Source organism: Cupriavidus cauae (assembly GCF_026210475.1).
GTDB classification, from domain to species: domain Bacteria; phylum Pseudomonadota; class Gammaproteobacteria; order Burkholderiales; family Burkholderiaceae; genus Cupriavidus; species Cupriavidus cauae.
In genome coordinates this window covers 1,291,069-1,310,586 of sequence record NZ_CP080294.1, presented here as the reverse complement: position 1 = coordinate 1,310,586, position 19,518 = coordinate 1,291,069, and the positions used below count along the sequence as shown (strand labels likewise).

Annotated in this window: 19 protein-coding genes; 9 read left to right on the top strand and 10 right to left on the bottom strand. The window is 64.1% G+C overall.

The features are described 5' to 3' along the window. Positions 1 to 136 precede the first annotated feature (136 nt). Together KZ686_RS21165 and KZ686_RS21160 are read left to right on the top strand one after the other, a co-directional pair. Entirely contained in the window at positions 137 to 655 is a 519-nt protein-coding gene (locus tag KZ686_RS21165; RefSeq protein WP_150082877.1) for a hypothetical protein, read from the top strand. A 23-nt stretch (positions 656 to 678) separates the two neighbouring features. Further along, positions 679 to 2,070: a tripartite tricarboxylate transporter permease gene (locus KZ686_RS21160; RefSeq protein ID WP_149316403.1), complete on the top strand. Its 1,392-nt coding sequence runs from the start codon at positions 679 to 681 to the stop codon at positions 2,068 to 2,070. Positions 2,071 to 2,132: 62 nt separating this feature from the next. On the opposite strand, the gene KZ686_RS21155 is transcribed toward KZ686_RS21160, so the two are convergent. The 3 genes from KZ686_RS21155 to KZ686_RS21145 all read right to left on the bottom strand — a co-directional run bounded on the left by KZ686_RS21155 (position 2,133) and on the right by KZ686_RS21145 (position 4,326). Then, positions 2,133 to 2,633: a cupin domain-containing protein gene (locus tag KZ686_RS21155; protein ID WP_265633581.1), complete on the bottom strand. Its 501-nt coding sequence runs from the start codon at positions 2,631 to 2,633 to the stop codon at positions 2,133 to 2,135. A 91-nt stretch (positions 2,634 to 2,724) separates the two neighbouring features. Then, a complete protein-coding gene (locus tag KZ686_RS21150) occupies positions 2,725 to 3,549 on the bottom strand; it encodes an IclR family transcriptional regulator (protein ID WP_265633580.1) in 825 nt (274 codons plus the stop codon). Positions 3,550 to 3,552: 3 nt separating this feature from the next. Next, on the bottom strand, positions 3,553 to 4,326 hold the full coding sequence (locus KZ686_RS21145; RefSeq protein ID WP_265633578.1) for an IclR family transcriptional regulator: 774 nt from the start codon (positions 4,324 to 4,326) through the stop codon (positions 3,553 to 3,555). A gap of 270 nt (positions 4,327 to 4,596) precedes the next feature. Between KZ686_RS21145 and KZ686_RS21140 the strand changes: the two genes are divergently transcribed. The 6 genes from KZ686_RS21140 to KZ686_RS21115 all read left to right on the top strand — a co-directional run bounded on the left by KZ686_RS21140 (position 4,597) and on the right by KZ686_RS21115 (position 11,681). After that, positions 4,597 to 5,556, top strand: coding sequence for an MBL fold metallo-hydrolase (locus tag KZ686_RS21140; RefSeq protein ID WP_149316407.1), 960 nt, complete (start codon positions 4,597 to 4,599; stop codon positions 5,554 to 5,556). A 79-nt stretch (positions 5,557 to 5,635) separates the two neighbouring features. Next, complete coding sequence (locus KZ686_RS21135; protein ID WP_265633576.1) at positions 5,636 to 7,381, top strand: FAD-dependent oxidoreductase; 1,746 nt, start codon at positions 5,636 to 5,638, stop codon at positions 7,379 to 7,381. Between the two features lie 37 nt (positions 7,382 to 7,418). Next, positions 7,419 to 7,622, top strand: coding sequence for a DUF2783 domain-containing protein (locus KZ686_RS21130; protein WP_150082883.1), 204 nt, complete (start codon positions 7,419 to 7,421; stop codon positions 7,620 to 7,622). 181 nt (positions 7,623 to 7,803) lie between these two features. After that, positions 7,804 to 9,126, top strand: a complete 1,323-nt coding sequence (locus KZ686_RS21125) for an MFS transporter (RefSeq protein WP_265633574.1) — start codon at positions 7,804 to 7,806, stop codon at positions 9,124 to 9,126. Positions 9,127 to 9,255: 129 nt separating this feature from the next. After that, a complete protein-coding gene (locus KZ686_RS21120; protein ID WP_265633573.1) occupies positions 9,256 to 10,122 on the top strand; it encodes an NmrA family NAD(P)-binding protein in 867 nt (288 codons plus the stop codon). 623 nt (positions 10,123 to 10,745) lie between these two features. After that, entirely contained in the window at positions 10,746 to 11,681 is a 936-nt protein-coding gene (locus KZ686_RS21115; protein ID WP_265633571.1) for an MBL fold metallo-hydrolase, read from the top strand. 152 nt (positions 11,682 to 11,833) lie between these two features. On the opposite strand, the gene KZ686_RS21110 is transcribed toward KZ686_RS21115, so the two are convergent. Beyond that, complete coding sequence (locus tag KZ686_RS21110) at positions 11,834 to 12,583, bottom strand: SDR family NAD(P)-dependent oxidoreductase (RefSeq protein ID WP_149316546.1); 750 nt, start codon at positions 12,581 to 12,583, stop codon at positions 11,834 to 11,836. Positions 12,584 to 12,663: 80 nt separating this feature from the next. Between KZ686_RS21110 and KZ686_RS21105 the strand changes: the two genes are divergently transcribed. After that, on the top strand, positions 12,664 to 13,602 hold the full coding sequence (locus KZ686_RS21105; RefSeq protein WP_322784933.1) for a LysR family transcriptional regulator: 939 nt from the start codon (positions 12,664 to 12,666) through the stop codon (positions 13,600 to 13,602). 128 nt (positions 13,603 to 13,730) lie between these two features. On the opposite strand, the gene KZ686_RS21100 is transcribed toward KZ686_RS21105, so the two are convergent. The 6 genes from KZ686_RS21100 to KZ686_RS21075 all read right to left on the bottom strand — a co-directional run bounded on the left by KZ686_RS21100 (position 13,731) and on the right by KZ686_RS21075 (position 19,442). Then, on the bottom strand, positions 13,731 to 14,561 hold the full coding sequence (locus KZ686_RS21100) for an alpha/beta fold hydrolase (RefSeq protein WP_265633569.1): 831 nt from the start codon (positions 14,559 to 14,561) through the stop codon (positions 13,731 to 13,733). A gap of 910 nt (positions 14,562 to 15,471) precedes the next feature. Continuing rightward, positions 15,472 to 16,299, bottom strand: a complete 828-nt coding sequence (locus KZ686_RS21095; protein ID WP_150082889.1) for a hypothetical protein — start codon at positions 16,297 to 16,299, stop codon at positions 15,472 to 15,474. Positions 16,300 to 16,350: 51 nt separating this feature from the next. Beyond that, positions 16,351 to 16,944: a tetratricopeptide repeat protein gene (locus KZ686_RS21090; protein WP_149316416.1), complete on the bottom strand. Its 594-nt coding sequence runs from the start codon at positions 16,942 to 16,944 to the stop codon at positions 16,351 to 16,353. A 229-nt stretch (positions 16,945 to 17,173) separates the two neighbouring features. Continuing rightward, positions 17,174 to 17,641 (bottom strand): DUF2846 domain-containing protein, encoded by a 468-nt coding sequence (locus KZ686_RS21085; protein ID WP_149316417.1) that lies wholly within the window; start codon positions 17,639 to 17,641, stop codon positions 17,174 to 17,176. 232 nt (positions 17,642 to 17,873) lie between these two features. Continuing rightward, a complete protein-coding gene (locus KZ686_RS21080) occupies positions 17,874 to 18,368 on the bottom strand; it encodes a PIN domain-containing protein (RefSeq protein WP_149316418.1) in 495 nt (164 codons plus the stop codon). A gap of 6 nt (positions 18,369 to 18,374) precedes the next feature. Continuing rightward, entirely contained in the window at positions 18,375 to 19,442 is a 1,068-nt protein-coding gene (locus KZ686_RS21075; RefSeq protein WP_149316419.1) for an XRE family transcriptional regulator, read from the bottom strand. Positions 19,443 to 19,518: the final 76 nt, after the last annotated feature.

Genomic DNA, 19,518 nt, shown 5'->3' with positions numbered 1-19,518 from the left:
ACTTCCCTCTCCCCGGCCTCTCTCCCGCGAGCGGGCAAGGGGTTAAGGGAGGGGGCAGCGACCTGCCGACCACCCCCGCTCGCCACACCAAGAAAAAGCGCCCGCCGACAAGCGAGGCGCCACACAGGAGACAACCATGCAACCACAACCCAAGGCCGCCGGCAGCCCGCTGGTCGAAGTCTGGGGCGATACCGCCAATCCGCGCCATCTCGCCTGCGCCATCGTCATCGGCGGCGCGCTGAGCCTCGCGGCCTTTGCGATCGCCAGCCGCATCCTGACCGAACTGGTCCGCACACCGGAGCTCGCGCGCGCCTATGCGATGCTCGCCGGGCTGGCCGGCTGCGTGCTGGCCGGCTTCATCTGCGCCTGCCTCTTCAAACCCAAGCGCGTGGTCACCGAGGACAGCGGAACCGATGCGAGCAGCGCAACCGCGGCCGCCGCACGCGAGCAGGCGCTCGACCGTCTTGCCGAGGAATCCGGTGGACTCGGAACCATGGCCGACCTCCCCGCCGCCACGGTGCAGGAACTGCGCGAACTCCAGCTCTACGAGCTGTTTGCCGCGCGCGAACGCGGTGCGATGGCCGCCGGCCACGCCGACGTCGCGATACCGGATGCGGACGCGGCCGCCGCTCCTGCTCGCCCCAACGCCGCCTGACCCGCCACCGCCTGGAGCGCATCATGATCGAATCCACCCCTCTGCTGACGCAGATCCTTGTCGCGCTGGGCATGGGCCTGGCCGGCGCCATCGTCTTCGCGGCGATCGGCCTGGTGTCGGGCACCGACGAGACCACCACGCTCGCGCCGCTGACGTTGCTGGTCGTGCTGCTCGGCGTGCCGCCCGCCGGCGTGTTCACCTTCTTCCTGGCCGGCGCGGTCGCCAAGCACATGACGCACGCGGTGCCGACCGCGTTGCTCGGCATTCCCGGCGATACCATGGCCACGCCGCTGATGCAGGACGCCAATCATCTGCGCAATCTCGGCGTGCCGCATATCGCGCTGCGCAAGATGATTTCCGGCGCCATCGTCGCCGCGTTCTGCGCGGTGCCGCTGGCCGTGCTGTTCGCCGTGCTGCTGGCCCCGTTCGGCGCCACGATCACCAAGGCGGCCCCGTGGATCTTCGTGGCCGCGGCGCTGGTGATCGCCTACGCGTCGCCGGGGCGCTGGGCCTCGGTGGCGACGCTGGTGCCCTTCGTGGTGGTGATCGTCGCGCTGCAGACCCTGACCGCGAAATTCGGCGTCAAGCTGAGCATCAGCTATTTCCTCGGCATCGCGATCGGCCCGCTGATCGCCGACCTGTTCTCGACGCTGTCGCCGGTCGACCGTCCGCGCATGCAGCGCAAGGAAGCCCGCACGTTTACGCTGGCACCTGACGTGAAGGGATGGAGCGGCTATTTCCCCAATCCGTTGAAGGTAATGGACGGCACGCAGACCCGCTGGACCGTGGCCACCGCGGCGATCTCGAGCGCAACCTTCGTGTTCAGCCCGGTCGCGATGACCGTGGTGCTGGGCGAACTGGTCGGCTCGCGCATCAAGCACGCCTATCACCGGCTGACCACGGTGCTCAGCGCCCGCAACGGCGTCACCGAGGCGACCTATATCGCCGAGGCGCTGATTCCGCTGATCGCCTTCGGCCTGCCGCTGAGCCCGGTGGCCGCCGGTCCGGCCGCGCCGCTGTTCAATGCCCCGCCGGTCTTCACCGTCGATGCCGGCAACGGCCAGACCCACAACCTGCACAACCTGCTGAGCCACTGGGAATTCCTCGGCTACGGCCTGCTGGCGGTGCTGCTGGCGGCGATCGTGTCGTATCCGTTTGCGATGAATTACGCGCGCCGCGCCGCGCTGTTCGTATCGCGCCGCATTTCGCACGAGGCCATCGTCGCCACCTTTGTCGGGCTGATCCTGGTGATCAGCGTGTGGGAAGGTCAGCTGCTGGGCCTGCTGGTGATCGTCACGCTCGGCTCGATCGGCGGCCTGCTGTCGCGCGTGCTGGGCTTCAACACCGGCGTGCAGTTCATGGGGTATTACACGGCGGTGCTGACGGTGCCGGCGCTGATCAAGCTGGCGGGATAAGCGCACCGCCTACCGCTTCCTGCCCCTGCGGTTCGCCAGCGTCGCAGCTGGCGAACCGTGCTTCACTCGCCTTCCCAATAGTCCAGGCTCCCCTCCGCGCGGCCGATATAGGCAAACCCATTGCCGTGATCGAGCACGCCGAACTTGCCCGAGTCGGGATAGTGGCAAAGCTCCGGCGCGGTCGTCGTGCTGACGGCCAGCACTTTCAGTTCCTGCGTACCGGTATTGATGATCTGATGCGCGGTTTCCGGACCGCCCGCCGGACAGGCGATCACGTCGCCGGCGCGAACGGGATGGCGCGACTCGCCGATGCGCACTTCGCCGCTGCCTTCGACGATAAAGAACATCTCCTCGTTGGCGCGGTGGCTGTGGAAAGGAAACACGCGCTTGCCGGGCTCGATCACCGTCAGGTTGTAGCCGAGCTTTTGCGCGCCGAGCATGCGCCCGATCGGCGCCATGCGGCCGCCGTAGCGGTCGGCGGGGAGTTCGGAGCCGTATTGGCGCGACAGGTCGGCGAAGTCGAGGTATTGGGCGTCGGCGATGTTCAGGATGGGGCGTGACATTGGGTCGTCTCCTTGAAGATTGTTGTCCTGACAGTCTAGTGTTGGCCTGACACCATGTTCGAACAATGGAAATCAAGGCTGGGCAGTCATCTCACCCCCGTGCGTCGGATTGCGTCCGCCCAAATCGCCACGACAAGCGTTGCGCTGCGCCGGCCAATTGGCGCGCGACGTTGCCGTCGTGCCCGCTATCGAAACTCCCCGCCGTCCCCATCGCCGCGAGCACCAGCACCACGGTACCGGTGTGGTCGAACACCGGCACCGCCAACGTATGGATGCCGGGCACCGGTTTGTCCAGCGCATCGTCGACGCCTTGCGCGCGAATGCGGGCCAGCCTCGCGGCATAAGAGGTCTTGCCGGTCCCGTTGTCCTTCGTCGACGCGCCCGCCATCCGCACCGCTTCCTGGTGGAGCATTCCGCCGAGCACGTCTTCCGGCAGATGCGCGGCAAACACGCGGCCGATTGCGGTATTCACCAGCGACAGCACCGTGCCGACGCGCAGGCTGACGTGCTGCGGCCGCGTCGATTCCTCGAGCCGCACGACCGTCGGTCCGAGCGGCCCGAGCACGGCCATTGCGACACTGAGGCCGGTATCCACGGCAAGGCCGCGCACTTCCGGCTCGGCCTCGCGCACCGGCGACAGGCGCTGCAACGCGATCAGTCCCAATTGCAGGGCCAGCGGTCCCGGCAGAAAGCGGCCATCGGCATCGCGCTCGAGCACGCCGGCTCGCACCAGGCTGACCAGGTGCGGAAAGGCCTTGGCGGGCACCATGCCCGCGCCGCGCGCCAGTTCGCTCAGCGCGAGCGGACCGCCAGCGCGCAGCAGCGCACCGATCAGCTGCGCGCTGGCGTCGAGCGCCTGAATGCCGCGTTGCGGCTTGCCCGTGGCCTCGTCGGTCGTTCCAGTGGCATTCGTCATGGCTCAGCCCTCTACGCGCAGTGAATCGGCGATCTGCCCTGCGGTTGCCTGCAGGGCGCGCGCAAGATCGCCTCGCCAGGTCGTGTCGATGGTTGCGGTCGGGCCGATTGCGGTAAGCAGCAGCCGGAGGGCGCCGGCGGCGTCGCGTACCGGCACGCACAGGCTGCTGACGCCGGGACTCGGGATATCGATGCTGCGGGCGATGCCGCGGCTGCGCACCTCGTCCAGTTCGGCAAGGAACGCCGCGCTTTTGGGACGCGCCGGCAGGGCGTCGAACAGCGGCACCCATTGCGCCTCGGGCATGCAGGCGCAATACATGCGGCCGGTAGCAGTAGTGGCCAGCGACATCACGGTGCCGACATGCAGGTTGACGTGCAGCGGCGCGTTGCCGCGCTCGTAGCGCACGATGGTGGGACCCTGCGGGCCCGGCACGCTGACCGCCACGCTGCAGCCCGTTTGCGCGGTCAGCGCGGCAACCAGCGGCACCGCGGCGTGCAGGCCGGGATCCAGCTCCAGCCGCATCCGCGCCAGTTGCAGCGCCAGCGGCCCGGGTTCGAAGCGATCATCGAGATGGTCGCGCTTGATCCAGCCCTGCCGCGTCAGCGATACGAGGTAGGGATGGGCCTGAGCCGGGGCGATGCCCACGGCCGTGGCGAGTTCGACCGCAGATAGCGGTGCGCCCGCCTCTGCCAGCGCCTGCAGGAAGCGGCCCGCCACGTCGACGCTCTGCACGCCGCGCTGCGTCTTCTCCTGTCCCGCCTGCCCTGCCTCGCTCATGGTTGCCCTCCGAAAGGCTGGATATTAATCCAACGCCGCATGGGCGCCGCGCTTGCCACCCGCCGGTCTGTTGTTCGTTCTTTATGTTTTAGCCAATAACTTATCCATTGACTAACGCACGGAGACCTCCTACCATCCGTCTACCCCGACAACGCCGCATGCCCTCTCGCGCGCGGCCAATCCAATAACGAAGGGGCGAGACAGTACCTGTGCATTGCCGCTGCGCAATGCCGCCCGCTGCCGCGCCCCGTCACCCACGACGAGGCAAGCATGGCCAAAGCATTCGCATCGCAAGCCGACCTGGAAGCCAAAAAGGTCACCTTCACCCAGCTGTCCGAGAACGCCTACGCCTACACGGCCGAAGGCGACCCGAACTCGGGCGTGATCATCGGCGACGACGGCGTGCTGATCGTGGACACCACCGCGACGCCAGCGATGGCGCAGGACCTGATCGCCAGGATCCGCACGGTCACCGACAAGCCGATCAAGTACGTCGTGCTGTCGCACTACCACGCGGTCCGCGTGCTGGGCGCCTCGGCGTATTTCGCCGAGGGCGCGCAGCAGATCATCGCCAGCCGCGGCACCTACGAAATGATCGTCGAGCGTGGCGAGGCCGACATGAAGTCGGAGATCGAGCGGTTCCCGCGCCTGTTCGCCGGCGTCGAGACCGTGCCGGGCCTGACCTGGCCGACGCTGGTGTTCGACAAGGAAATCACGCTGTTCCTCGGCAAGCTGGAAGTCCGCATCGCGCATCTCGGCTCGGGCCACACCAAGGGAGACACCGTGGTCTGGCTGCCGTCGCAGAAGGTGCTGTTCTCCGGCGATCTGGTCGAGTACGAGGCAGCTTGCTATTGCGGCGACGCGCAGCTGGCCCAATGGCCGGCGACGCTGGACGCGCTGCAGGCGCTGGGCGCCGAGAAGCTCGTCCCGGGGCGCGGTCCGGCCTTGACCACGCCGCAGCAGGTCCGCGAGGGCATCGCCTACACCAAGGACTTCGTCAGCACGCTGTACCGCGCCGGCCAGGAAGCGGTCGCTCGGAAGATGGATCTGAAGGCCGCGATGGCGCATACCCGCAAGAGCATGGACCCGAAGTTCGGCCACGTCTTCATCTACGAGCACTGCCTGCCCTTCGACGTGACGCGCGCCTATGACGAGGCGTCCGGCATCACGCATCCGCGCATCTGGACCGCCGAGCGCGACAAGGAAATGTGGGCCGCGCTGCAGGACTGACGCGGCGGTATCGGCATCGGCATCGGTATCGGTATCGGTATCGGTATCGGCATCCAGGATGGTGGAAGGAGACAACAAGATGGCGGTCGACTATCAACGATTGACCTTTGAATACCGGCCTTGCGCGGAGCAATCGGCTACCAACGCGATGCATCCGGTCGTGGTCGTCGGTGCCGGCCCGGTAGGCCTGGCCACCGCGATCGACCTGGCCCAGCAAGGCATCGAGGTAGTACTGCTGGACGACGATTGCACACTGTCGACTGGCTCGCGCGCGATCTGCTTTGCCAAGCGCACGCTGGAGATCTTCGATCGGCTTGGCTGCGGCGATCGCATGGTGGACAAGGGCGTGCGCTGGAATCTCGGCAAGGTGTTCCTGCGCGACCAGATGGTCTATGCATTCGATCTTCTTCCCGAAAGCGGACATCGCCGGCCGGCCTTCATCAACCTGCAGCAGTATTACGTCGAAGGCTTCCTGCTCGAGCGCGCGCTCGAACTGCCGAATCTGCAGATCCGCTGGAAGAACAAGGTGGTCGGCATCGAGCGCCGCGATGAGGGCGGCGCGGATGCCACCGTCACGCTGACCGTGGAAACGCCCGATGGCACATATCCAGTGCGGGCTCGTTATGTCGTCGCCGCCGACGGCTCGCGCAGCCCGATGCGCAATCTGCTGGGCCTGGACAGCAAGGGCCGCACCTTCAAGGACCGCTTCCTGATCGCGGATATCCGGATGGAAGCCGGCTTTCCTAGCGAGCGCTGGTTCTGGTTCGATCCGCCCTTCCATCCGAATCAATCGGTGCTGCTGCATCGGCAGCCCGACAACGTCTGGCGTATCGATTTCCAGCTGGGCTGGGACGCGGACCCGGTGCTGGAGAAATCGCCGGAGCGCGTCATTCCTCGCGTGCAGGCCCTGCTCGGCCCGGATGCGAAATTCGAGCTCGAATGGGTCAGCGTGTACACGTTCTCGTGCCTGCGCATGGACAGCTTCCGGCATGGCCACGTGCTGTTCGCCGGCGACTCGGCGCATGGCGTGTCGCCCTTCGGCGCGCGCGGCGCCAATAGCGGCGTACAGGATGCGGACAATCTGGCCTGGAAACTGGCCCACGTGCTGCGCGGCGAGGCACCGGACGCGCTGCTCGACACCTATGCCAGCGAGCGCGAATACGCGGCGGACGAGAACATCCGCAATTCGACTCGCTCCACGGACTTCATCACGCCGAAGAGCCAGGTAAGCCGTGTGTTTCGCGATGCGGTACTGACGCTGGCGGCGAAGCATCCGTTTGCGCGGACGCTGGTCAATAGCGGGCGCCTGTCGGTGCCGAGCGTGCTGGCCTCGTCCCCGTTGAATACGGTCGACACCGATGCCTTCGCTGGCGCCATGATTCCTGGGGCGCCGTGTGCCGATGCGCCGGTCGAGGCCGATGGCGCCGAGGATTGGCTGCTGTCGCAGCTGCATGGCGGATTCAGCTTGCTGGTCTACGGCCATCCCGACGATCTCGATGCGGAGGCCGACAGGCAGATCGCCGCGCTCCGCCGTCAAGCCGGTGCACCACGGATGCTGTTCGTCGCGCCGGACGGTCATCGCGCTGCCCGGACATCGGACATTGCTGTGGTCAGGGATCGCGACGGCATCGTGGCGCAACGCTACGACGCGGTGCCGGGTACCGCGTATCTGATTCGTCCGGATCAACATGTCTGCGCACGCTGGCGTGCGGTGGATGCGGGACGGGTGATGGAGGCGATGGCTCGGGCTCAAGGCAAGCGTCTGGCGGAGACTGCGCCGGCGGCGCGAGGAACACCGGCCTGCGCCGAAGCGCTCGCGGCATGATCCCCAGCAAGCGGCAACGACATCCCCCGGAGACACCATGCCCCTTATCACCGCCCCCAACCTCGCCCGTCCCGACGACTTCTACGAAGCCCTGATCGACATGCACCGCGATCTGGACGATGCGCAAAGCCAGGCGGCCAACGCCCGCCTGATCCTGCTGCTGGCCAACCATATCGGCGACCACGAGACGCTGCTGTCGGCGCTGCAACTGGCGCGCGAGGCCGAAACGGCCGCGGCCTGATTCGACGGGATACGCGACGAGATACGCGACAACATATTCGACGAACGACAGGGCGCGCTCGCGCCAACGGTTGATACACGACGGAATCCACTCCGGGCCCACGGTGCGCAAGACATCGGCCCGTTAAGGGCGGCGCGATCCGCCCCTCTTTTTCCTCCTTCCTGCTTTACGGAGACAAAGCATGTCCCAACTCCACGCGGGCACCGCGACGCCCCCGCTCGCCCTCGCACACGAAGAAGACGCCCTGCACCAGAAGATCTGGCTGCGCATCGTCCCCTTCCTGTTCGTCTGCTACGTCATTTCCTTCCTTGACCGCATCAATATCGGCTTCGCGCAATTGCAGATGAAGCAGGACCTCGGCTTCAGCGATGCAATGTACGGACTCGGCGCCGCGGTGTTCTATGTCGGCTATGTACTGTGCGAAGTGCCAAGCAATATGCTGCTCGCCCGCTTCGGCGCTCGGCGGACTTTCACGCGGATCATGCTGCTGTGGGGCGCCGTCTCGGTGGGAATGGCCTTCGTCTCCACGCCGGCGCAGTTCTACACGCTGCGTTTCCTGCTCGGCGTATTCGAGGCCGGCTTTTTCCCCGGCATCGTGCTGTACATGACCTACTGGTTCCCCGCGCACCGGCGCGCGGCCGTGATGGCCATCTTCTTCGCGGGTGTCGCGATTGCCGGCGTATTGGGCGGCTTGGTCTCCGGCTGGATCATGCGCGATATGGCCGGCGTGATGGGGCTGTTCGGCTGGCAATGGATGTTCGCCATCGAAGGCGCGCCCGCCGTGCTGCTCGGCTTGATCGCCGCCTGGTATCTGGTTGACAGCCCCGCCGACGCCAAATGGCTGACCGCTCGCGAGAAGGCGCTGCTGGCACGGCAACTGGAAGGCGAGCAAGGCAGCCACGCGGCCCATACGCTCGGCGCCCTGCGCGAGGCGCTGCGCAACCCCAGGCTGTATGTGTTCGCGTTTATCTATTTCGCGCTGACCTGCGGCTCGCTGACGCTGAATTTCTGGATGCCGCTGATGATTCGCGATTTCGGCATTACCGATGTCGTGTCGATCAGCTTGTATAGCGTCATTCCGAATGCCGTGGGCGCCGTCGGTCTTATCCTGATCGCGCGGCATTCGGACCGCACCGGCGAGCGGCACAAGCATTTCCTGCTGTGCTGCTGCGGCGGTGCCCTGGCGCTCGCGCTGCTGACCCTGCGACTGCCGCATTTCGGCGCGATGCTGGCGATCCTGTCTGTGGCGGCGGTGCTGATCTTTGCGGCGCTGCCGATCTTCTGGTCGCTGCCACGCAGCTATTTGCCCGGGCATACCGCTGCAACCGGACTCGCGTTCATCAGCAGTGTCGGCATTACCAGCGGGATCGTCAGCCCGTGGGTGATCGGGCAGGTCAAGGTTCAGACCGGCAGCATGGATAACGCGCTGTATCTGTTGGCGGGATTGCTGGTGGCGGCCGGGATCGTCATGTGGACAGCGGTGCCGAGGGATGCGGGGCGGTAATCGTCGCCAGTTCGGCCATTTCAAGGGGGAATGGCCAACGCCGCTTCGGTCTTTGATATGGTTTCGACATGAGCAATGACTTATGCGTCCATTCCCGACAACGGCTCAGGGGACGCGGGAGGCAAGCACATGTACGTCATCATGGGCGGTACCGGACATGTTGGATCGGCGACAGCGCAAGCGCTGCTCGCCCGCGGCCAGGCGGTCACCATCGTGACCCGTTCGGCCGCCCGCGCCGCGAAATGGCGCGACAAGGGCGCCGCGGTCGTCGAGGCGGACGTGGAAGACGTGGCGTCACTGCGGGCCGCGCTTCAGCGGGGACGCCGAGCGTTCCTGCTCAATCCGCCCGCCGATACCAGCAAGGACACCGATGCGATCGAGCGGCACACGGTGGCCAACATCCTTGCCGCGCTTCAGGGCTCGGGCCTGGAGAAGGTCGTCGCCGAATCCACAGGCGGCGCCCAGCCCGGCGAGCGCATCGGCGATTTGAGCGTGCTGTGGGAGCTCGAAGAAGGACTGCGCCGCCAACCGATTCCTGCGGCGATCAATCGCGCCGCTTACTACATGAGCAATTGGGATTGGCTGCTCGATACGGTACGCAGCACGGGCAAGCTGCCGACGATGTTTCCTGCCGATCTACCAATCCCCATGGTGGCGCCACGCGATTTGGGGGAGGCGGCAGCAGCCAGGCTGATGTCCCCGCTCGACGATGTTGGCGTCCGCCATGTGGAAGGGCCACGGCGGTATTCATCCGAAGAGGTTGCGATGGCCTTCTCGCAGGCACTTCGGCGGCCCGTCCAGGTCGAAGTCGTGCCGCGGGAGAAGTGGAAGGAGACGTTTGTGGGGCTGGGGTTCTCGGATGCCGCTGCCGATTCCTATGCGCGGATGACCGCCGTCAGTGTGGACAGTCGGTTCGATTTGTCAGAGGAACCGATGAGGGGTGGGACGGGGCTGGAGGAATACATCGAAAGACTGGTGGCCGAGGGCGATGCGTAGGGCCACGTTCTCGCTCGCATCTCGCCGACTCTCAATCCAGCCGGGCACTTCCCGCAAATCGGCCCATCAGCAGCGAGCGTCCGCTGGTTTGATCATTTCTTCCTGCCTTTATCGTAATGCCACTTGATGGCGAAGAACATGCCCGTGCCCAACACGAGGACCTTGAACGCGATAAAGACGATAGGGAACCAATCCATCATTTGAGTACTTCCAGGCCATGGCCTGACGCTATTGATTGTGAGAAGCACGGCCCCGGAACGCTGCTTCTGCAGTTTTATTTCCTGTTCAAGCCGTCGTCGAATCCAGCTTCGATCATAACATCGCACGCCATGCGCCGTGCGCCGGGTCTGAGCGACAGCCCCACCAAGCGCTTCGATTTTTCGTCCCTGTCCTCCAGCAAGACGACGGATCGCGCGTGTTGTCGCCCGTCGGAGATTGTTGCCGTTCGGTCAACATACTGAAGGCCGCCGCGACTCTACTGCCAATCGCCCCTCCTGCCTACACTCGGTGGCAACGATCGTTGCACAACCCGTGCGACGGTCGAGGAAGATGTCCGCGCAGCGAAACGGACCTCGCCTGCCGCATCGTGCGGCTTACCCACTCAATTGACAGGACTCCAGAAAATGAGCGAAACAATCCGCAATGTGCAGCCGGTGACCGTCCACCTTGGCAACGCAGGTTCCGGCGAACTCGTTCCCTCCCGCTACGCCGTGCGCATCGGTGACGTCGACGTCGTGCTGATCAGCGATGGCATTCTGCCGCTTCCGACCAGTACCATGTCGACCAACGTGAGCCAATCGGACCGCAACGAATGGTTCGATAGCCGCTTCCTGCAACGTGACATGTTCGACTGGGCGCTGAATATCGCGCTCGTGCGTAGCGGCGAACGCCTGATCCTGATCGATTCGGGCGTCGGTGACGGATTCGAATACTTCTCGCGCGCCGGTCGGTCGGTGATGCGGCTGGAATCGGCCGGTATTGATCTGGCTGCCATCACCGATATCGTCATCACCCATATGCACATGGATCATGTCGGTGGCCTGAACGTGGATGGCGTCAAGGCCCGCCTGCGGCCGGACGTACGCATTCACGTAGCGGCCGCGGAAGTCGAATTCTGGAAGGATCCGGACTTCAGCCAGACGGTCATGCCGGAAGCGGTTCCTCCCGCCGCCTTGCGCAAGGCGGCCGCCAAGTTCGTCGAGCTCTACAGCAAGAACCTCGTGCTGTTCGATCAGACCGTCGAAGTCGCAGCGGGCGTGTCGGCGCGTGTAACGGGTGGACACACCCCGGGGCACTGCGTCGTGGATGTTGCATCGAAGGGCGAGAAGCTGACCTTCGTGGGCGATGCCATCTTCGAAGTCGGCTTCGACAATCCCGCTTGGCAGAATGGCTTCGAGCACGAACCGGAAGTCGCTGTGGACGTGCGTATCGCGCTGCTTAACGAAGCCGCCGAGACTGGCGCTCTACTGGCCGCGGCGCATGTCGCCTTCCCGTCCATCGGTCACGTCGCAAAGAACGGCGGGAATTTCCGCTTCGTTCCGGTGCAGTGGGATTACTGATCGATACTCGACGACAAACCGTCATCGAGTCGATTGCGACGATGATCGCGAGAAAAGCGCCGAGGGTTCAAAAGACCCGCGGCGCCTTTCTTTCCAATCACGGCAGCGCTGCCAGCCGGCCCCAACAGCGAGGCGGTTTGCCGTCAGCAATATCAGGTCAGCGCGATCCCACCATCGACGCGCAGGTTCACGCCGGTGATGAAGCTGCCTTCCTCACTGGTCAGCATCAGTGCCGCCGATGCAATTTCCTCGGCACGCCCAAGGCGACCAAGCGGAATGGCACCTGCCACGGCTGCCTCGAAAGCTGGCCGGTCACCGTCGGCAACGCCCAGCTTGGACAGAATCGGCGTATCGACGGGACCTGGGCTGATGACGTTCACCCGAATGCCGCGCGCCTTGAACTCGAGCGCCCAGCCCTGCGCAAACGCCTCAATTGCCGCCTTGGAACCTGCATAGACGGCGTGTCCATCGAGCACCTTGGCGCTGGCAATCGAACTGACAAGGAGAACGGAGCCACCGTCGCGCAACACCGGCACGATCTTCTGCACGCCGAAGAACACAGCTCGCGTGTTGGTGGCGAACTGGGCGTCGTATTCGTCGATGTCAACCTGGGCGGACGGCCTGATCTGGTTCATGCCCGCGTTGGCCACGTAGATGTCGGCCCCGCCAAACCGCTTGACGACCTCTGCCGACACGCGATCATGCGTGGACAGATCGGCGATATCGCCTGTCAGGCCACTCGCGCGCGGCCCCAGTTCGGCAACCGTCGCATCAACGGCGTCCGCGCGCCGGCCGACGATGAGCACCTGGGCCCCCTCGTTGACGAACCGCCTTGCCATCGCCAATCCGATACCGCTGTTGCCGCCCGTAATCACCGCGACCTTTCCTTCAAGCTTGCCCATCGTGTACCTCGACATTCCTGTTTGATGAGATTGAAAATCTAGAGGATCCGTCGCAAGGCGAGCAGCCCTGCATTGGGCGCATGACTTGTGCCAAATTGTCTTCCATGTCGATAGAACGCCTCCATGGCCTTTCAGCCTTTGTCCGTGCGGTAGAAACGGGTTCGTTCACCAGGGCCGCCAGGCTCCTCGGCACTACGCCCTCGGCCATTTCGAAGAGCGTGTCGCGACTTGAAGCCCGATTGGGCGTGAAGCTCTTTCACCGATCTACCCGCGCCTTCGCACTGACCGACGAAGGGACCGTCTTCTACCGACGCGTCGCGCCGCTGGTACGAGGACTCGAGGAAGCAAGCGAGGGGTTGATCGCGCCGTCGGAGATGGCGGCGGCAGGTCATCTTCGCATCAGCATGCCGGCCGATCTGGGCGCCACATTGCTGGCCGCGATCGCGTCGAAATTGATGCCGCGCCATCCGCGCCTGTCCCTGGACGTCAGCTTCAGCGACCAGCACGCCGATCTGATCCGCGAGGGGTTCGACCTGGCCTTCCGCGCCGGTCACGCACCTGACAGCGGCCTGCATGCACGGCACCTGACAACCCTTCCTGTGGTGCTCGTGGCCTCGCCGGCGTACCTGGAACGTTGCGGGGAGCCTCGCACGGCGGCGGACCTGCTGCACCATCGCCATGTCCGTTATCGACTGGCCGGACAAGTCATGCCGGTCACGCTTGCCGACGGCACGCGGCTGCAGACGAAGGGATCCTTCGATGCCGACAATGGGGCCGCGATGCGCACGGCAGCGCTCAGCGGCTTGGGTATCGCGCAGCTGCTGCACGTCGCCGTGCAGGCTGACCTCGATGCCGGCCGGCTGCAGCGTGTAGTGCCAGCGTTGGCGCTACGCGCGGTACCGCTGCAGGTGCTGCACGGATTCGGTCGACGGATCCCGGCGCGCGCAAGCGTACTGGTGGACTTTGTCGCGGCGGAGCTTGCCGGCCAGACCGAAGGCGCGCGCGCGATGCGAGCGTGAGCCGATGCGAGTGCTGATGGGGGTGGCAATGTACCGATACCCTCGATCGCGCTCCGGCATCGGCCAGGGGGCAACGACTGCCGGTCCGCTTCGAAGCGGACCCGGCAGTTGTCTGCGGCTTCCGCCGATCAGGCCTTGAGGAACTCCAGGAGATCCGCGTTGATGACCTCCGCGTGCGTCGTCGGCATTCCGTGCGGGAAGCCTTTGTACGTCTTCAGGATGCCTTTCTTCAAGAGCTTGGCCGACAAGGGGCCCGATTCCGAGTAGGGCACAATCTGATCGTCATCGCCGTGCATCACCAGCACGGGTAAATTGATCTTCTTCAGATCCTCGGTAAAGTCGGTCTGCGAGAACGCCACGATGCCGTCGTAATGCGCCTTCGCGCTGCCCATCATGGCTTGTCGCCACCAGTTCTGGATAAGGCCTTCCTGAGGCTTTGCGCCCGGCCGGTTGAAACCATAGAACGGCCCCGCGGGAAGATCCCGGAAAAACTGTGCCCGATTGGTGGCCGTCTGCAATTGCAGGCCGTCAAACACCTCCTTCGGCAGGCCGCCCGGATGGGATGACGTCTTGACCATCAGCGGCGGAACCGCGGCAATCAGGCAAGCCTTCGAGGCCCGCTTCTCGCCGTGCCGCGCCAGGTAGCGCACGACTTCGCCACCGCCAGTGGAGTGACCCACGTGGATGGCGCCCTTGAGATCAAGATGGCTTACCACCGCTGCCAGGTCGTCGGCGTAGTGGTCCATATCGTGTCCTTGCCAAACCTGCGACGAGCGGCCATGGCCGCGCCGATCATGGGCAATGACGCGATAGCCCTTGGCAAGGAAGAACATCATCTGGGCGTCCCAATCGTCGGAGCTCAGCGGCCATCCATGAGAGAAGACGATCGGCGTCGCATCGGCAGGACCCCAGTCCTTGAAGAAGATCTGGACACCGTCCTTGGTAGTGACATAGTTCATGGCGAAATTCCCCTGTGAGGTTGCCGCGGTCTTCTGCGCGGTGGACGTCGTCGAAGCAGCCGTGGCCGTGAAGGGCAAGGACGCAGCTACCGCGGCACTCGTTCCGAGCGAGAGCAGTTGGCGGCGGGTGATTCCCTCAGAGACGGACGGCGATGTAGATGCAGGTTTCATGGCATCAAGACTCTTGTCAGGTCGTGCGAACAAAATGAACGGATAAAGCTCCGAGCGAAGGTCCCCCGTCTTTCACTGGACGAACGATTGGCGAAGTGAGTGAATCAGGAAAACGGATGGGCATCGCACCCACCGCCATCGCAATGGATCGATGTATTGGTACTTGACGGGTCGCGTTGAATCCTAGCCACCATTGTTTGTAGGCACTAGGCGCGCGTGTAGAAACAGCATGTTGTCCGCGGGGCGCCAATTCCCTCACCCGATGGCGAAGCGCGTCGGGTGCCAAGTATTTGGCTCGCCTTTGTGCGCGCGTGGCGATACCCGCGGAATCTCGAGAAGACAGCGAGCGATGGGGCGAGGGCTCGGACAAGGGCCCAAAAATTCAGGGTGCCGCCGTTCCGGTGGTCGCCGGCTGGCTGGCGGGGCTGGCTATTTGCTGTCGGGCGGCATCACGCCCGGCCCCTCTGCCTCAGCCATCAGCAGGGGCCGCCGTGCTTCCTGGCCCAAACGAAAAACGCCCCGACAAGGCCATGAGGCCTGCCGGGGCGCGGCGATGATCGCCTTCTTCGCATACTTCCCGGTGGCCGGGTTGTATCGCGGTCGCGTAAGGTCTTGCGGGCTCTCGCGGGACAAAGGTCCCCTACGCGGTAATGCAGAACCGATCCCCCCGCGCTCCATGCATCCACCGGCTTCTGGCGAGCGGCAGATGACGGCAAACGCGGGCGATCGTCGAAGGAATTTACGAGCCGACCTTCAGCCGCCCGCCTCGTCCCAGTCCGCCCTTGACCTCCTGCGCCTTGTAGTTGCGCAGCGAGATCACCATGTTGTTGTACGCGTCCATGAATGCCGCGACGGTGGCCTTGCCTTCCGGCGTGCGAGAGAAACCACCCAGGCCGCCGGCCGTATTGCCGCCGAACGCGCCCAGGGCGGCGCCAAAGTTCGTCGCCGTCGAATTGCCTTCCGAGATGGAGACCTGCACGCCCGAACGGATGTCGAACATGGTCAGCGTCACGACCGATGCCTTGCTTTGCATGGCACCGCCCACAAGCGCGCCGACGCTGCCGAACAGGCCGCCAACACCGGCAGCCAGCTGGCCGGTGGAGTCGTTGTCGATGATGATGGCCGGCTCCATGTAGTAGTCGGCCGCTACGCGCTGGCCCTTCTGCTGGCGCGAGCCTGCGCGGAATTCACCGGAATTGCGCTGCTTGTCGGTGATGTTCGACAGCTTGCTTTCGGTGCGATTGTTGCCGATCGACGTGATCACGAAGCAGTTCGACTGCTGCACGGCCAGACGGATCAGCGGCTCGATGCTGGTGACCTTGGTGGCCGCGCCAAAGCTCGCGTACCACTCCTTGCCCCGGCCGTCGTCCACCGCCAGCGTGCCCAGCGGCGCGTCGCAACGCTCCAGGGAAGCATTGGCATTCACGCTGGTGGCGCCACCCGCGGCGCCGGTGGCAGCGGTGGGCGCGGTGCCGGTGCTGATCAGACCGCCGCCGGCCGTGGCGCAGCCAGCGAGAACCAGAGACGCGGCCAATGCGGCCGCGCGCAAGGAAATACTCTTGGGCATGATAGGGCGTTCCTGTCGAGGAAATTGACGAAAAAATCCGGGTGGGAAGGCTTAGCGGTGATACCAGCCGGAAGGGCCCCATACCCAGTAATACGGATAGCTGCTGTACCAGGCAATCCAGGAGGTGCGATAAGCCTCGCGGACTCGGTACGCGCTTTGTTCGTCTTTCTTGGCAGCCTGAGCCTGCGGAATCAACTCTTTGGCTTCCTTGCTGCCCTTGGCTGCGGCTCGCATCAGCCAAGCCTCGGCTTCGGCAGGGTCCGAACCCATTTCCTCAAAGCCCATCAGATAAATTCGGCCAAGCGCCAGTTGCGCCTGCGTATGACCGTTGTCGCCGGCCTTGCGCAGCCATTCCAGGGCCTGATAGCTGTCGCGCTTCACGCCGTCGCCGCGCAGAAGGCGCAGGCCCAGGTCGTAGGCCGCGTCCGGATTCTTCTCGGCCACGTTGGCCAATGCCTGCATACGCGGATCGGCTTCGTTCGACGCGAGTTGCGCTGTTGCTACGCGTCGATCCTGTTCGGTGCAGGCATTCCCGTCGCACAGGCGCACCGTGGACGAGCGCGGTGCCAACTGTTCTTCAGGCGTTTGCGCGCAACCGGCAAAGCCCAAAGCCGTGGCCAACAGCAATGGAACAAGAACACGCATGGATGACCCCCCGAGGTCTGCTTTTGTTCGTTTTGTATTTGTTCGCCTTTTGAGAAGGCGTATGGATTGTATTTTCGGCGTGGAATATTTGCACCCAACCGCCGTAGGTGTGCGGCCTTCGTTGCACCGTGCGAAGAGGTCGCGTAACGAGGGGCGTCCGGGGATTGCCGGGGGAAGCGCGGTCGGACAATACGCTCACGGCGCGTGACCGACCGCCAAATCAGACGTCTTACTGGCTGCAGGTGCCCGACTTTGCCAATTCGAGCTTGGCCACGTCGGCCTTGCCTTGCTCTTCGGGAATCAGCTCCAGATCGGCCCCGCCAACAAAAGCGCCGAGCTTGATGAACTGGCGGACAAAGTAGTTCTTGCCGGCTTCCATGGCCACTTCCAGGGCGTTCGGCGAAAACTCCGACTCCGTTTCGATCTTGTGCTTCTTGCCGCCTTCGACCTGCGTGTAGAAGAACACGTCCGATGCGCTTTCGCCCAGGCACTTGCCGTCCACCCAAATGTCCTTCTTCAGCGACTTGCCGACGAAGCTATTGCGGTAGACATAGAGTCCAGAGTTGCCTGCGCTCGGGGCGCTGAACTGCTTGGCCTGGTCGGACTGCTCCTTGCTCGCCATGTCGACGGACGCGCAGCCGGTCAACGCGAGGGTGGAGACGGCAAGGATAGTGATAATGCTGTGATTGATCTTCATTTTATGAATCTGGGAAGCGGTAGTGGCAGAAGGCCAGGACGAGAATAAACGCGGCAAATACGTTCGCGGGTCGCTGTGCGCCGACCGATACCGACGTGATGGCGTCGCACGCGCAACGGGAACGCTCCTGGCTATCGACCACAGTCCGCTATTTCCGTACCCCTCCATCGTTGGGTACCTGTCTCGCTGTCAGGCTGACCAGAGCTGTCATCTCAGCTTTACATCGACCGAACTACGCCGGCGCCCAAGCGCTCAGTCGAATCCTCACGTCACCTTGCGGCAACCGACACCGCGGATGCGCAGCTATCCGAGACAATCCTTCGTGAAGCTGAGAACTCGACAACACCCCTGAAGACGCCATTTGATCGAGCAGCCAAAGCAGCCCATACACCTTTCCCAGCCTGGATATAGCTTCGGCTCGCAACTCCCCGTCTCCCGTGACAAGAACGTGGTTCGGCCGTGTGGCGCAACTGAGCGCAAAGCAATCCGGCAGTGACAACTTTCGCCGTTCGGTTCTCACTCGCTGGGCGAATGCCACTTCATCGGGCGTGAGGGCCACCACTCCAAGCCCCAGCTTCCTCAAGAGCGGCCCGTTTTCCGCTTCGAGCTCCCGCTCGTAGAGCAGATCGGGCACGATCATCGTCAAGCCGCACGAAAACGAGGCTTCGAGCAATCCCCCTCGTTCCAAATCGATCAGAACAGACGTATCCGAAACGAGGATGATCATGGCGAATCAGTGGACGTGCCCCATCAAGCGGCGATCCAGTTCGCGGACGCTGATACTGAGCAGCTCAGCGCCTTTCGCTTCCGAAATGGCCTGCTCTGCGACGGCTCGCAGGCACATGCGTTCCATGCGTTGTGGCACTTCGGCCGGAAGCTTGTGAGGTTCATTGGATCCGGGGCTGTTCCAGCCCATTCCCCGAATTTGTCCCCACAGGCGGCCGTAGGCGGCCTTCGATATCACGCCAAGCTGCGAGCACCGTACTGCCAGCGACGCAACGCTGACCTGGAAAATCTTCTTCAGCTCCACCAGTTCGCCGATCGAAATGGACGTGCGATGGCTGCCCAATAGCCGAGTCATCATTTCCTTCGGCATCAGCAAGGCGCCGGCAAAGCGGTCCGCCGCCTTTTCCTGCTCCGCGTCGCTCAACTCCGCGAAGCAGAGCACCAGATGCCCAAGCTCGTGCGCCAGCGTGAAGCGTTGACGCTCGCCGTTGTGATTCTTGTTGATGACGATCACGGGGACATCGCGCTGCCCGCTTTGCTGGACGAACGCCTTGGAGCCCGAGAAACACTCTGGCAGATCGAGCGCGATCACCTTGATGCCCATGTCTTCGAGCAATTCGGTCATTGCCGGGATCGGGTCGGTCCCCAGCGACCAGAGGCGCCGCAGCGTGTCCGCGGCAGGTTCGGCATCTTCGATATCACCGATGGCGAACGCGGCGCCGCGTGGCGGAGACCAGGCGCCGTCCTCCGCCGCCAGCAGTTCTTCCAGCTCGAGATAGCGCTCGACGTGATCCAGTACCGCCGCCTCGACCGCGCGCTCCTCCCTCGCAGCCGTATGGGGCGCCTTGCGAAAGTCGACGCCGGTCAGCTCGATCTTCCGTTCGCTGAGCAGGAATTCGGGGGAGACGCGCAGCGCCTTCGCCATGGCAAGAAGTACGGTGGAACTCGGCATCATCTCGTCTCGCTCGTATTTGCCGATGGCTTGTGCAGACACCAGGCCCTCGATGGTCGCTTCGAGGTCGCGCAAGGAAAGGCCGAGCGCCTCACGTGCCCTCTTCAGTCGGTTTCCAATCATCGCACCTCCCGGGCAGGCTAGTTTACAACTATGGTGATTTCATTATTGTTTGTAAACCGATGACGGTCAAGCCGAC

Bases quoted from the DNA above. Each gene is read 5' to 3' on its own strand.
- KZ686_RS21085 (WP_149316417.1), bottom strand. From the start codon at position 17,641: ATGAAGATCAATCACAGCATTATCACTATCCTTGCCGTCTCCACCCTC.
- KZ686_RS21165 (WP_150082877.1), top strand. From the start codon at position 137: ATGCAACCACAACCCAAGGCCGCCGGCAGCCCGCTGGTCGAAGTCTGG.
- KZ686_RS21075 (WP_149316419.1), bottom strand. From the start codon at position 19,442: ATGATTGGAAACCGACTGAAGAGGGCACGTGAGGCGCTCGGCCTTTCC.
- KZ686_RS21100 (WP_265633569.1), bottom strand. From the start codon at position 14,561: ATGAACTATGTCACTACCAAGGACGGTGTCCAGATCTTCTTCAAGGAC.
- KZ686_RS21090 (WP_149316416.1), bottom strand. From the start codon at position 16,944: ATGCGTGTTCTTGTTCCATTGCTGTTGGCCACGGCTTTGGGCTTTGCC.
- KZ686_RS21110 (WP_149316546.1), bottom strand. From the start codon at position 12,583: ATGGGCAAGCTTGAAGGAAAGGTCGCGGTGATTACGGGCGGCAACAGC.
- KZ686_RS21120 (WP_265633573.1), top strand. From the start codon at position 9,256: ATGTACGTCATCATGGGCGGTACCGGACATGTTGGATCGGCGACAGCG.
- KZ686_RS21145 (WP_265633578.1), bottom strand. From the start codon at position 4,326: ATGAGCGAGGCAGGGCAGGCGGGACAGGAGAAGACGCAGCGCGGCGTG.
- KZ686_RS21160 (WP_149316403.1), top strand. From the start codon at position 679: ATGATCGAATCCACCCCTCTGCTGACGCAGATCCTTGTCGCGCTGGGC.
- KZ686_RS21130 (WP_150082883.1), top strand. From the start codon at position 7,419: ATGCCCCTTATCACCGCCCCCAACCTCGCCCGTCCCGACGACTTCTAC.
- KZ686_RS21135 (WP_265633576.1), top strand. From the start codon at position 5,636: ATGGCGGTCGACTATCAACGATTGACCTTTGAATACCGGCCTTGCGCG.
- KZ686_RS21125 (WP_265633574.1), top strand. From the start codon at position 7,804: ATGTCCCAACTCCACGCGGGCACCGCGACGCCCCCGCTCGCCCTCGCA.
- KZ686_RS21095 (WP_150082889.1), bottom strand. From the start codon at position 16,299: ATGCCCAAGAGTATTTCCTTGCGCGCGGCCGCATTGGCCGCGTCTCTG.
- KZ686_RS21140 (WP_149316407.1), top strand. From the start codon at position 4,597: ATGGCCAAAGCATTCGCATCGCAAGCCGACCTGGAAGCCAAAAAGGTC.
- KZ686_RS21115 (WP_265633571.1), top strand. From the start codon at position 10,746: ATGAGCGAAACAATCCGCAATGTGCAGCCGGTGACCGTCCACCTTGGC.
- KZ686_RS21080 (WP_149316418.1), bottom strand. From the start codon at position 18,368: ATGATCATCCTCGTTTCGGATACGTCTGTTCTGATCGATTTGGAACGA.
- KZ686_RS21150 (WP_265633580.1), bottom strand. From the start codon at position 3,549: ATGACGAATGCCACTGGAACGACCGACGAGGCCACGGGCAAGCCGCAA.
- KZ686_RS21155 (WP_265633581.1), bottom strand. From the start codon at position 2,633: ATGTCACGCCCCATCCTGAACATCGCCGACGCCCAATACCTCGACTTC.
- KZ686_RS21105 (WP_322784933.1), top strand. From the start codon at position 12,664: ATGACTTGTGCCAAATTGTCTTCCATGTCGATAGAACGCCTCCATGGC.